At 73.6% G+C, this 12,441-nt stretch carries 12 protein-coding genes; 9 read left to right on the top strand and 3 right to left on the bottom strand.

Features of this window, described 5'->3' with window-relative positions:
- Positions 1-16: 16 nt before the first annotated feature.
- The 3 genes from doeA to D3218_RS04490 are packed head-to-tail and all read left to right on the top strand — an operon-like array spanning position 17 to position 3,126.
- The gene (doeA, locus tag D3218_RS04500; RefSeq protein ID WP_119538706.1) at positions 17-1,198 is read left to right on the top strand and encodes an ectoine hydrolase DoeA; all 1,182 of its coding nucleotides are present in this window, start codon (positions 17-19) and stop codon (positions 1,196-1,198) included.
- 5 nt (positions 1,199-1,203) lie between these two features.
- Positions 1,204-2,205 (top strand): N(2)-acetyl-L-2,4-diaminobutanoate deacetylase DoeB, encoded by a 1,002-nt coding sequence (gene doeB, locus D3218_RS04495; RefSeq protein ID WP_245414917.1) that lies wholly within the window; start codon positions 1,204-1,206, stop codon positions 2,203-2,205.
- A gap of 3 nt (positions 2,206-2,208) precedes the next feature.
- Complete coding sequence (locus D3218_RS04490) at positions 2,209-3,126, top strand: DMT family transporter (protein WP_210209631.1); 918 nt, start codon at positions 2,209-2,211, stop codon at positions 3,124-3,126.
- On the opposite strand, the gene D3218_RS04485 is transcribed toward D3218_RS04490, so the two are convergent.
- A complete protein-coding gene (locus tag D3218_RS04485) occupies positions 3,123-3,989 on the bottom strand; it encodes a GNAT family N-acetyltransferase (RefSeq protein ID WP_245414916.1) in 867 nt (288 codons plus the stop codon). The genes D3218_RS04490 and D3218_RS04485 overlap by 4 nt on opposite strands.
- 245 nt (positions 3,990-4,234) lie before the next feature.
- Here D3218_RS04485 and argE point away from each other — a divergent pair, with 245 nt between their 5' ends.
- Genes argE through D3218_RS04460 form a run of 5 tightly spaced genes read left to right on the top strand, consistent with a single transcriptional unit; the run spans position 4,235 to position 9,236 of the window.
- Positions 4,235-5,356 (top strand): acetylornithine deacetylase, encoded by a 1,122-nt coding sequence (argE, locus tag D3218_RS04480; RefSeq protein ID WP_119538703.1) that lies wholly within the window; start codon positions 4,235-4,237, stop codon positions 5,354-5,356.
- Positions 5,353-6,288: a 2-hydroxyacid dehydrogenase gene (locus D3218_RS04475; protein WP_119538702.1), complete on the top strand. Its 936-nt coding sequence runs from the start codon at positions 5,353-5,355 to the stop codon at positions 6,286-6,288. The genes argE and D3218_RS04475 overlap by 4 nt, the downstream gene beginning before the upstream one ends.
- A gap of 23 nt (positions 6,289-6,311) precedes the next feature.
- Positions 6,312-6,668: a cupin domain-containing protein gene (locus D3218_RS04470; protein ID WP_119538701.1), complete on the top strand. Its 357-nt coding sequence runs from the start codon at positions 6,312-6,314 to the stop codon at positions 6,666-6,668.
- 46 nt (positions 6,669-6,714) lie between these two features.
- Positions 6,715-8,181, top strand: a complete 1,467-nt coding sequence (locus D3218_RS04465; protein WP_119538700.1) for an aldehyde dehydrogenase family protein — start codon at positions 6,715-6,717, stop codon at positions 8,179-8,181.
- Positions 8,182-8,192: 11 nt separating this feature from the next.
- Positions 8,193-9,236: a tartrate dehydrogenase gene (locus D3218_RS04460; protein ID WP_119538699.1), complete on the top strand. Its 1,044-nt coding sequence runs from the start codon at positions 8,193-8,195 to the stop codon at positions 9,234-9,236.
- A gap of 52 nt (positions 9,237-9,288) precedes the next feature.
- Here D3218_RS04460 and D3218_RS04455 read toward each other — a convergent pair whose 3' ends face one another.
- Together D3218_RS04455 and D3218_RS04450 are read right to left on the bottom strand one after the other, a co-directional pair.
- The gene (locus tag D3218_RS04455) at positions 9,289-10,566 is read right to left on the bottom strand and encodes an NAD(P)/FAD-dependent oxidoreductase (RefSeq protein ID WP_119538698.1); all 1,278 of its coding nucleotides are present in this window, start codon (positions 10,564-10,566) and stop codon (positions 9,289-9,291) included.
- 80 nt (positions 10,567-10,646) lie between these two features.
- Complete coding sequence (locus D3218_RS04450) at positions 10,647-11,315, bottom strand: haloacid dehalogenase type II (protein WP_119538697.1); 669 nt, start codon at positions 11,313-11,315, stop codon at positions 10,647-10,649.
- Between the two features lie 287 nt (positions 11,316-11,602).
- Here D3218_RS04450 and D3218_RS04445 point away from each other — a divergent pair, with 287 nt between their 5' ends.
- A complete protein-coding gene (locus tag D3218_RS04445) occupies positions 11,603-12,439 on the top strand; it encodes a GNAT family N-acetyltransferase (protein WP_119538696.1) in 837 nt (278 codons plus the stop codon).
- Positions 12,440-12,441: the final 2 nt, after the last annotated feature.

Genomic DNA, 12,441 nt, shown 5'->3' with positions numbered 1-12,441 from the left:
CACCCGGAGACACGCCATGAGCGGACCCGCCCTCAACTTCACGCGCGCCGAATACGCCGCGCGCCTCGCCAAGACCCGCGACGCCATGGCGGCCCGAGGCATCGAGCTCCTGTTCGTCTCCGATCCGTCCAACATGGCCTGGCTCACCGGCTACGACGGCTGGAGCTTCTACGTCCACCAGGGCGTCCTCGTCGGACCCGAGGGCGAGCCGGTCTGGTGGGGCCGCGCGATGGACGGCCACGGCGCGCGCCGCACCGCCTATCTCGCCGAACACAACATCGTCGGCTATCCCGACCACTTCGTGCAGTCCACCGAGCGCCACCCGATGGACCACCTGTCCGGCGTGATCGCCGAGCGCGGCTGGGACAGGCTCGCGATCGGCGTCGAGATGGACAACTACTGGTTCTCGGCGGCCGCCTATCGCTCGCTCCAGACCCATCTGCCGAACGCGCGCTTCGGGGACGCCACGGCGCTCGTCAACTGGCAGCGCGCGGTGAAGAGCGAGACCGAGCTCGACTACATGCGCATCGCCGGCCGGATCGTCACCAAGATGCACGAGCGCATCTTCGACAGGATCGAGCCGGGCATGCGCAAGTGCGACCTCGTGGCCGAGATCTACGATGCCGGCATCCGCGGCACGCAAGAGCACGGCGGCGACTATCCCGCGATCGTGCCGATGCTGCCGTCCGGCGCCGACGCCGTCGCCCCGCACCTGACCTGGGACGACCGGCCGATGCGGGCCGGCGAGGGCACGTTCTTCGAGATCGCGGGCGCCTACAGGCGCTACCATTGCCCCTTGTCGCGGACCGTCTTCCTCGGCCGGCCGACGCAAGCCTTCCTGGATGCCGAGAAGGCGACGCTGGAAGGGATGGAGGCGGGCCTTGCCGCCGCCCGGCCCGGCAACACCTGCGAGGACATCGCGCTCGCCTATTTCGCGGTGCTCAAGCGGCACGGCATCGTCAAGGACAGCCGCACCGGCTACCCGATCGGCCTGTCCTACCCGCCGGACTGGGGCGAGCGCACGATGAGCCTGCGCCCGGGCGACCGCACCGAGCTGAAGCCCGGCATGACCTTCCACTTCATGACCGCGCTCTGGGCCGAGAACATGGGGCTGGAGATCACCGAGACGCTGGCCATCACCGAGACGGGATACGAGCTCCTGGCCGACGTGCCGCGCAAGCTCCTGGTGAAGGGCTGACGCGGATGACCGAGCCCATGCGCCCCTCGCCGATCGCGGCGACCGTCGACCTCGAGGCCGACGGCGTCCGGCACGGGTTCCTGCGCCTGCCCCACAGCCGCGACGATTCGGCCTGGGGCTCGGTGATGATCCCGCTTGCCGTGATCCGCAACGGCGAGGGGCCGACGGCGCTCCTCACCGGCGGCAACCACGGCGACGAGTACGAGGGCCCGATCGCGCTGTTCGACCTCGCGCGCACGCTCCGGGCCGAGGACGTGCGCGGCCGCGTCATCGTGGTCCCGGCGATGAACTATCCCGCCTTCCGGGCCGGCACGCGCACCTCGCCGATCGACCGGGGCAACCTCAACCGCGCCTTTCCCGGCAGCCCGGACGGCACGGTGACCCAGAAGATCGCCGACTACTTCCAGCGCACGCTGCTGCCCATGGCCGACATCGTGCTCGACTTCCACTCCGGCGGGCGCACGCTCGACTTCGTGCCCTTCGCCGCCGCCCACGTCCTGCCCGACAAGCGCCAGGAGGCGGCGAGCTTCGCGGCGGTGGCCGCCTTCGGCGCGCCCTTCTCCATGCGCATGCTCGAGATCGACGCGGTGGGCATGTACGACACGGCCGCCGAGGCGATGGGCAAGGTCTTCGTGACCACCGAGCTCGGCGGCGGCGGCACGGCGACCGCCCGAACCGCCGGCATCGCCAAGCGGGGCGTCGCCAATGTCCTGCGCCACGCCGGCATCCTCCGGGGCGCGGTGGAGGCACGCGAGACCCGATGGCTCGACATGCCGTCCGGCGACTGCTTCACCTTCGCCGAGGACGAGGGCCTCCTGGAGCCGCTGGTGGACCTCGGCGAGCCGGTGCGGCGGGGGGACGTCCTGGCGCGGGCGCACCCGGTGGGGCGCACGGGCGCCGAGCCGGTGGCGTTCCGCGCCCGGCTCGACGGCATCCTGGCGGCCCGGCACTTCCCCGGCCTCGTCAAGGCGGGCGACTGCGTGGCCGTGGTCGGCGTCGCGGACTGACCGGTGGCGGCCGTGCCCGATCCCGCCGCCGGTCCCGCCTCGGGGGCAGCCGCGGCCGGACGCGCGCAGGTCCTGTCGCGCCTCGCGCCGGCGATCTTCCTCGTGTTCTGGGCCTCCGGCTTCGGGGTCGCCAAGATCGGGCTGCGCCACGCCGAGCCGCTGGTCTTCCTGGCGCTCCGCTTCGCGCTGATCGTGGCGCTGTTCCTGCCGGCCTTCCTGGTGCTGCGCCCCGCCGGGCCGGCGCGCCGGATCGACTGGCTGCACTTGGCCGTGGCCGGCTTCCTGATCCAGTCGGTGTATTTCGGGCTCGCCTATCTCGGCATGAGCCTCGGCGTGTCGGCCGGCACCGCCGCCGTGATCGCCTCGCTCCAGCCGCTGCTGGTCGCGCTCGCCGCGCCCCTCGTGTCGGACGAGCGCGTCGGACGGGCGCGCTGGGCGGGCTTCGCGCTGGGCGCGGCGGGCGCGCTGCTGGTGGTCACGGCGGGCGAGACCTTCCGGGCGACGCTGGACGCCGGCGTCTGGCTCTGCCTCGGCTCGGCCGCGGGCATGGCGGCGGCGGTGCTCTACCAGCGGCGGTTCCCGGTCCGCGTCCATCCGGTTACGGCGAACCTCGTGCAGTATGCCGTGGGCCTCGCCATGGTCGCGCCGCTGGCCGTCGCGCTGGAGAGCGGGTCCGTGGACTGGACGATGGAGCTCGCCCTTTCGCTCGGCTGGCTGATCCTGGCCAATTCCATCGTCGCCGTGTCGCTCCTCACCTTCATGATCGGCCGCAACGAGGCCGCGCGCGTGTCGGCGCTGTTCTTCCTGGTGCCGCCGGTCGCCGCCCTGTTCGGCTGGCTCCTGCTGGGGGAGACGCTGGGCCCGCAGGCCTGGTGCGGCATGGCGGTGTCGCTGGCGGGCCTGCGCCTCGCCGCGCGCTAGCTGAGCGGCTGGGCGGCCAGGCCGTAGACGCCCGGGCGCCCCGTCCGGACCTCCGGCAGCGCGCCGCCGCGCGTCAGCGTGCGCACGGTGTCGAACACGCCGAGGCCCGAGCGGCGGAGAAGCGCGCGCAGCGGCCCTTCGGGCTGGCGCGTGTCCATGCGGGCGAAGCGGCCGGCGAGATCGGCGAGGAGCGGCGCGACGAGGCGCACCGCGTCGTCCTCGCTCGCGGCGACCACCGGCCCCACCACGTGCCCGCGCCCGAACGGGCGGCGCATCGCGTAGCCGTCCCACCGCCCGTCGCGGCGGATGCCGAGAACCCGCGACAGGGGCGCCAGCCGAGCGAGCACGGCGGTGCGGTCCGCGCCGAACGCGGCGCCGTCGAGAGCGAGGATCGCGGCGAGGTCGCCGGAGGGCACGGGCTCCACCGTGCCCGTCCCGCGCCCGTCCGGCTGGGGCACCGCGCCCACAAAACCTTGGATCTGGTGCACCGTCGCCCGGGGCTCGAAGCCGAGCGGGAGGTAGAGCGCGTGGGCCGCGCGCGTGGCGTTCACGATCACCCTCCGCCCGCCGCATTCGGCGAGGATGCGGTCCATCATCCAGCGCCCGCCGCCTTGGGTCTGGACGCGGGGCGAGGTGATCACCATGCCGATCGTCGCGCAGTCCGCGCCGTGTCGGAACCACATGGCCGACCCGAACACGCGGCCGATATCGTCCAGCGAGGCGAAGCCGCGGCCGAGCGAGCGCAGGAGGTCCCAGTCGGCGCGCCGATGCGGCCAGCCGACGCTGATCGAGAGGGCGTGGAGCGCGTCGAGATCGGCGTCGGCGATGTCCCGCGTCGCAAGTTCGAACGATTGGAGTCGCATCGTGTCCGGCATGGCCGCCACCGTGTCTGAGCTTCCGGGGCGCTTGCCCGGTCCTCGGGGGGCGGGGCGACGCCGGAGCGGCCCGGCGCCGGCCGGTTCCCTAGCAGAATGCGACGGGACGGGCGGAAGTTTCCGCTGCATTCGGGGGCGATTTCCGCATCATCGGCCAAAGCGCCGGGCGAAGCGGCAGGGAAATCTTCCCCCGCTTCCATAAGGTCGGGCCGACCCGACCGGAGGCTGGTGCGATGGTGGAAGAAATCCTGGCGTGGCTGGTCGCCTGCCCCTCCGTCGCGGGCACGCCGAACGGCGAGATCGTCGGGCGCATCGCCGCGTTCTGCCGCTCGCACGGGGCGACGGTGCGGGTCCTGCCGGGGCCGGAGGGGGACCGCGCCAACCTCTTCGCGACGATCGGCCCGGCGGACGTGCCGGGCATCGTCCTGTCCGGCCACACCGACGTCGTGCCGGCCGGGGAGGAGGGCTGGCGCTCCGACCCGTTCGTGCTGCGCGCCGAGGGCGAGCGCCTCTACGGTCGCGGCACAACGGACATGAAGGGCTTCCTGGCCTGCGCGCTGGCCGCCGTGCCCGCGCTCGCCCGGCTCGACCTCGCCCGCCCCCTCCATCTCGCCTTCTCCTACGACGAGGAGGCCGGCTGCCGCGGCGTGCCGCACATGATCGCGGCCCTGCCGGGGCTCTGCGCGCCGCCGACGGGCGTCGTGGTCGGCGAGCCGAGCGGCCTGCGCGGCGTGCTGGCCCACAAGGGCAAGGCGGCCGCACGGCTGGAGGTTCGCGGCCGCGCCGGCCATTCCTCGCGCCCCGATCTCGGCCGCAACGCCATCCACGCGATGACCGGCGTGCTGGCCGAGGCGGTGGCGCACGGCCGTGCGCTGGAGGCCGGGCCGCTGGACGCGCGGTTCGAGCCGCCCTGGTCCTCGCTCCAGGTCGGCCTCGTGTCGGGCGGCCGGGCGCTCAACGTCGTGCCCGACCTCTGCACCGCCGAGATCGAGGCGCGCGCGGTCGCCGGCGTCTCGCCCCGCGCCCTCCTGGAGCCGGTGCGCGCACGGCTGACGGCGCTGGAGGGCGAGGGCTTCGGCGTCGCGTGGCGGGAGCTTTCGGCCTATCCGGCGCTCGGGCTGGAGCCCGGCAGCGCGCTGGCCGCCCTGGTGGCCGAGCTGACGGGACACGCGGCCGTGCCGGCCGTGAGCTACGGCACCGAGGCCGGCCTGTTCCAGGAGGCCGGCCTCGACGCCATCGTCTGCGGGCCGGGCGATATCGCGCGGGCCCATCGGCCCGACGAATATGTCGAGCGCGCCGAGCTGGCCGAATGCCTGGCGATGATCCTGTCGCTCGGGAGGAGGCTGGCCGCATGAGCGGTCGGCCGGTGTTCCTGTTCAACTCCGACGCGGCGCGCGCGGCGGTGTTCCGCGAGGCCTTCGCGCGCGAGCTGCCCGACCTCGCCTTCGCCCACGAGATGGGCGCGGTGGACCCCGACGACGTGCGCTACCTCCTGACCTGGACGGTTCCCGAGCGGCTCGACCGCTTCCGCAGGCTGGAGGCCGTGTTCTCGATCGGGGCGGGCGTCGACCAGTTCGACGCGTCCGCCGTTCCGCCCTCGGTCGCGGTGGTGCGCATGGTGGAGGACGGCATCGTGCGCATGATGCAGGAATACGTCGCGCTCGCCGTCCTGGCGCTGCATCGCGACTGGCCGGCCTATGCCGAGCAGCAACGACGGGAGGTCTGGCAGGCGCGCCCGCCCCGGCAGGCGGGCGAGCGGCGCGTCGGCTTTCTCGGCCTCGGCGTCCTCGCACGGGCGGCGATGGAGCGGCTCGCGCCCTTCGGCTTTCCGCTGGCCGGATGGAGCCGGTCGCCCCGCGAGATCCCCGGCGTCGAGTGCCATCACGGCGCCGCGTCGCTCGCCGGCTTCCTGGCGCGCACCGACATCCTGGTCTGCCTCCTGCCGCTGACCGACGAGACGCGCGGCATCCTCGACGCCGACCTCTTCGCCGCCCTGCCGCGCGGCGCCGCCCTGGTGCATGCCGGGCGCGGCCCCCAGCTCGACGGCGACGCGCTCCTGCGGGCGCTGGACGAAGGGCACCTGCGCTCGGCGGTGCTGGACGTCACCGACCCGGAGCCGCTGCCGGCCGGCCACCCGCTCTGGCGCCATCCGAAGGTGGTGGTGACGCCGCACGTGGCGAGCGTCACCCAGCCCGAGACGGCCGCCCGCGCCGTGATCGGCAACATCCGCCGCCATCGCGCCGGCCAGCCCATGCTGGGCCTCGTCGACCGCGCGCGCGGCTACTGACCCCCCATCCCCAGGAGACCCGCATGTCGCTGCTCGTCGCGCTCGAGACCGATCCGAAATCCGCCCCGAGGGAGAGCCTGCCGCTGCCCGAGCGGCTGATCGCCGGTTCGCCCGCCTTCAAGACCTGGGCGCTGGACGAGAGCCGAGAGGGCAAGGTCCGCACCGGCGTCTGGGAGGCGACGCCCGGGGAGACCCACTCGATCAAGGGCACCACCTTCGAGTTCTGCCACATCCTGTCCGGCGTGGTGGAGATCGACGAGCGCGGCGGCGCGACCCGCACCTTCCGCGCCGGCGACAGCTTCGTCCTGAAGCCCGGCTTCGTGGGCGTGTGGCGCACGCTCGAGACGGTGCGCAAGATCTTCGTCTGCGTCGAGGACTGACCCCGGCCCGGCCGCGCCGCGCCGCTTCCCTTCGAGGTATCGCCCCATGGACCTGAGCTTCGATCCCGACGCGCTGGATCTGTCCCCCTACCACCATGTCGGCGGGCGACGGATCGCGGCGACGGGCCCCGGCCCGACGATGCGCCGGCCGTCCGACGGCCGGGCTTTCGCCGAATGCCCGGTGGGCGACGCCGCGCTGGTGGACCGGGCGGTGGAGGCCGCCGCCGCGGCGCTGCGCACCAGCGGCTGGGGCGCGGCGCACCCGCGCGAGCGCGTGCGCGCGATGCAGCGCTGGGCCGACCTCATGGAGCGGGAGGCCGCGCGCCTCGCGCGCCTGGAGGCGGTGTGCTCGACCCGGCCGGTGGCCCAGCTCGTGGCCGGCGACATCGCCGTCACCGCCGAGCAGATCCGCTTCTTCGCCGAGTTCGCCGACAAGGAGGGCAGCGACGTGGTGCCCACCGCCGGCACCGCCTTCGGCATGACGCTGAGCGAGCCCTACGGGGTGGTGGGCGCGATCACGCCCTGGAACTTCCCGCTCTCCATGGCCGGATGGAAGCTCGGCCCGGCGCTGGCCGCCGGCAACGCGGTGGTGCTGAAGCCCTCCGAGATGACGCCCTTCTCGACCCTGTTCATGGCCGAGCTCGCCGAGCGGGCCGGCATCCCGGCGGGGCTGATCAACGTCGTCCTCGGCGACGGGCCGGGGACGGGCGCGGCGATCACCGGCCATCCCGGCATCGCCAAGGTGTCGTTCACCGGCTCCACCGCGGCGGGCACCGCCATCATGGAGACCGTCGCGCGCACCGGCATCAAGCCGATGACGCTGGAGCTCGGCGGCAAGAGCCCGCAGCTCGTCTTCGCCGACGCGGATCTCGAGCTCGCCGCCGGGGCGGTGGCGCGCGGCATCCTGTCGAACGCCGGCCAGGCCTGCGTCGCCGGCTCCCGGCTGATCGTGGCCGAGGCGGTGGCCGAGCCGCTGGCCGAGGCGATCGCCCGCCACATGGCCGACATCCGCCCCGGCCCGACCTGGGATGCGGCCACCGGCTATTCGCCGATCGTCTCACGCCGGCAGCTCGACCGGATCGACGCGATCGTGCGCGCGAGCCTTGCGGCGGGCGCCCAATGCCGGACCGGGGGCGGCGCGATGGAGCGCGAGGGCTACTTCTACGCGCCGACGATCCTGACCGGGGTGGACGAGGGATCGCCCGCCCTGCGCGAGGAGATCTTCGGCCCCGTGCTGACGGTGCAGACCTTCCGCGAGGAGGAGGAGGCCCTGGCGCTCGCCGACCATCCGACCTATGGGCTGGCGGCGGGTCTCTTCACGCGGGACGTGTCGCGCGCGCTGCGCCTGTCGCGGTCGCTCCAGGCGGGAACCGTCTGGGTCAACCGCTACAATCGCTCGCGCGACCACATCCTGCCGACCGGGGGCTACAAGAGTTCGGGCATCGGCAAGGACCTGGGGCGCGAGGCCTATCTCGCCAACCGCCGGTCCAAGAGCGTCTTGATCGATCTGTGAGGGAACACACCATGACGACGCATTCCATCGCGCTGATTCCGGGCGACGGCATTGGCACCGCCGTGATCGACGCCGCCTGGGCGGTCCTGGAGCGCGCCGCCGCGCGCCACGGCTTCGCGCTGGCCGCCACCCGCCTGCCCTGGTCCTGCGCCTTCTATCGCGAGACCGGGGCGATGATGCCGGCGGACGGCATCGAGACCCTGCGCGGCTTCGACGCGATCTTCCTCGGCGCGGTGGGCTGGCCGGCCGAGGTGCCCGATTCCGTCTCGCTCCACGGCCTGCTCCTGCCGATCCGCAAGGCCTTCACGCAGTATGCCAACATCCGCCCGCACCGGCTCCTGCCCGGCGTCGAGGGTCCGCTGCGCGCGGAGGGCTTCGACATCCTGTGCATCCGCGAGAACACGGAGGGCGAGTATTCGGGCGCGGGCGGGCGGGTCCATGTCGGCACGCCCGACGAGGTGGCGGTCGAGACCGCGATCTTCACCCGGCGCGGCGTGGAGCGCATCCTGCGCTTCGGCTTCGAGCAGGCGCGGGCGCGGCGCGGCAAGCTGGCGTCGGTGACCAAGTCCAACGCCCAGAAGCACACGATGGTGTTCTGGGACGAGATGACGCGCGCGCTCGCGGCCGAGTACGCCGACGTCGAGGTGACGCCCTACCATATCGACGCCATGGCGGCCCGGATGGTGATGGCGCCCGAGACGCTGGACGTGGTGGTCGCCTCCAACCTCTTCGGCGACATCCTCACCGACCTCGGCGCGGCGATCCAGGGCGGGCTCGGCTTCGCCGCCTCGGCCAACATCAACCCCGACCGCAGCGCCCCGTCCATGTTCGAGCCGGTGCACGGCTCGGCGCCCGACATCGCGCATCTGGGCATCGCCAACCCGATCGCCACGATCTGGTCGGGCGCGATGATGCTGGAGCACCTGGGCGAGCGCGAGGCCGCCGCCGACGTGATGCGGGCGGTGGAGGCGGCCACGGCCGGGGGCGTCGGCACGCGCCCCGGCCGGGACCGCACCGACGCGATCACCGCCGCCGTGCTGGCGGCGCTCGGCTGAGTGCGGGGCCCGGTCCGCTCGCCGCTCGCGCGGAACGGGCGGACCGGGCCCTTCAGCGGAACCTGTCGAGCATCTTGAAGTAGAGCCCCACCATCGGCAGGAACCAGGGCTTGCCGGAATAGCCGGCGATCGCCGGCCAGGGGAGCCCGTCCACCGGATTGCGGTTCTCCCGGCCGAGGATCGCGTCGGCGATCACCTGGCCCATGTGCACCGACATCTGCGCGCCATGGCCGGAATAGCCCATGGCGTACCACATCCCCTCGGCGAAGCCCGCCCGCGGGAAGCGGTCCTGCGTCATGTCGACCAGACCGCCCCAGCAATAGTCGATGCCGACGCCCGCAAGGTGCGGGAAGATGCGCTCCAGGCCGGCGCGCAGGATCGCGCCGCTGCGCGCGTCCGAGGTCTGGTCCGAGGTGGCCGAGAAGCGCGCCCGGCCGCCGAAGATCAGCCGGCCGTCCGGGGCGAGGCGGAAGTAGTTGCCGATGTTGAGCGAGGTCACGCAGGTCCGGTCCCCCGGCAGGGTGCGCGCGATCTCGGGGGCGGTGAGCGGGCGCGTGGCCACGACGAAGCTGCCCACCGGGATGATGCGGCGCCGGAAATGCGAGAAGCCGTCGGTGGTGTAGGCGCCGGTCGCCAGAAGCACCGCGTCGGCGGTGACCGTGCCGCGCGCGGTCGCGAGCCGGGTGCGCCCGCCCTCCGCCAGCCGCTCGCGGACCGGCGCGTTCTCGTGGACCGTCGCGCCGTGGCGCACGGCGGCCTCCGCCAGCCCCGCCACCAGGCGCCCCATGTGGGCCATGCCGCTCTTCTTCGACAGCATCGCGCCGTGGAAGGCGTCCGAGCCCACCTCGGCGCGCAGCTCCTCGCGCGTCAGGAAGGCGGTGTCCGGGTCGACCTCGGCGTGGACCAGCTCGAAGTTGCGGCGCAGCGCGTCCGCGTGGGCGGGCTTGGAGGCGAGCTTGAGCTTGCCCGAGCGCCGGAAGGCGCAGTCGATCGCCTCCTCGCGCACGATCCGCTCGACCGTGTCCACCGCCTCGTCGTAGGCCCGGTAAAGCCGGTGCGCGCGCTCCGCGCCCAGGTGCGCCTTGGCGCCGGCGTAGCCGTGGGCGACGCCGTTGTTGAGATGGCCGCCGTTGCGCCCCGACGCGCCCGAGCCGACGCTGCCCGCCTCCAGCACCACGACGCGCGCGCCGGCCTTGGCCAGCCGGAGCGCGGCCGAGAGGCCGGTGAAGCCCGCGCCGATCACGGCGACGTCGTACGACCCCTCCGCCGGTCCCGTCGCGCCGGCCCCGAAGCGGGGGGCGGTGTCGTGCCAGTAGGACTTGAACTGCATGGCTGCGCTTCCCTGCCTTGGTGCCTGCGGGGGGCCCGGCGGCGTCGGGCCGCGCGGGAGCATGGGTCTCGGTGCGGCCCTCAGAGGCCGACCACGCCGGCCAGGCCGGAGATGTCGCGGATCTCCGTGTAGCCGTAGTAGGGATTGGCGGGCTCGTGGCCGCGGTTCACCCAGACCTTGTTGCGGATGCCGAGGTCGTGGGCCGTCATCAGGTCGTAGCGGAACGACGAGGACACGTGGAGGATCTCCTCCGGCCGGGCGCCGAGCCGGTCGAGCATGTATTCGAAGCCCCGCATGCGCGGCTTGTAGGAGCGCGCCTGCTCGGCCGTGAACACGGCGTGGAACGGGGCGCCGAGCTTGTCGACGTTGGAGGCGATCTGCTCGTCCATGGCGTTGGAGAGGATCACCAGCGGAATCTCGCGGGCGACCTTGGCAAGGCCCGCCGGCACGTCGGGATGGGGCCCCCAGCTCGGCACCCGCTCGTAGATCCGGCGCGCGTCGGCCGGGTCGAAGGCGACGCCGTTGCGCCGGCAGGTCCGCTCCACCGCGTTGTGCACCACCTCGGCATAGGGCTTCCAGTCGCCCAGGATCTCGTCCAGCCGGTAGGCGGCGAAATCTCGGACGAACCCGGCCATCCGCGCCTCGTCCAGCACGGCGCCGAAGATCTCCCGCGCGGCCTCGGCCATCTGGAAGTTGGTGAGGGTGCCGTAGCAGTCGAAGGTGATGAACTTGGGCCGGAACTGGGGCATGGGGTCCTCGGAACGTGGCGGCGGGCTCTGCCGGACGCCCCGATCATAGGGACGCCGGTTTCGGACGTTCGACCGCATTGGCGGTGCCGCGAAGCACAATGTTGCGTATCGTCCGAGCCGGGCGGCAGAGACTGTTCCCCGGGCGGCGGCCGCCGCGCGGCATAAGATGCGGAACGCGGCGGCGCCTTAAGCGCAAAACCGCGGCCCCCCGGCCGGAGACGGAAGGCACTGCCGGAGCCGCCGGTCTATTCCTTCCCCATGAAGCGAACGAGACGCGAGCGCGCCGCATGAGGGCAGGGGAGATCACGCTGGAGGCGATGGGCGAAGGCCATCTCGACGGGGCCCTGCGCCTGTCGCGCGAGGCCGGCTGGCCGCATCGCCGCGAGGACTGGGCGCTGGTCCTGTCGGTCAGCGACGGGCTGGTGGCGACGGCCGACGGAGCGCTCGCGGGCACCGCGATGACCACCTGCTTCGACGACCGGGTCGCGGCGGTCAACATGGTGATCGTGGACGCGGCGATGCGCGGGCGCGGGCTCGGGCGCCGCCTGATGGAAGCGGCGCTGCGGCGCGCGGGCGCGCGGTCCTGCCGGCTGGTGGCGACCGCGGAGGGCCTGCCGCTCTACGAGAAGCTCGGCTTCGCGGCGACCGGCGAGATCGTGCAGCAGCAGGGGATCGCGCGCGCCGTGGCGGAGCCCGCCGGCGTGGATCGGGCGCGGCCCGACGACTTCGCCCGTATCGCCGGGCTCGACGCGGCGGCGCGCGGCTTCCGGCGCGAGGCGGTGATGCGGGCGCTCAACCGGCACGCGCGCTTCGCGGTGATCCGCGAGCGCGGCACGGTGGAGGCCTTCGCCGCGCTGCGCCGCTTCGGGCGGGGCTCGGTGATCGGGCCGGTGGTGGCCCGTTCGCACGGGGAGGCGCTGCGCCTCCTGGACGCTCTTCTGGCCGGCGAGGCCGGCACCTTTGTGCGCGTCGACACGGACGAAGCCGCCGGCCTCGGCCCGGCGCTCGCCGAGCGCGGCCTGTTTCCGGCCGGCGGCGGCGTCGCCATGCGGCGCGGCTCCGCTCCGGCCCCTTCCGACGCCCCCTATCGCCCCTTCGCCCTGGCCAGCCAGGCGCTCGGTTGAAC

The organism is Aureimonas flava (assembly GCF_003583935.1).
Classification (GTDB): domain Bacteria; phylum Pseudomonadota; class Alphaproteobacteria; order Rhizobiales; family Rhizobiaceae; genus Aureimonas; species Aureimonas flava.
Note: the sequence above shows the minus strand (reverse complement) of the source record. Positions and strands in the feature narration are given on the sequence as shown.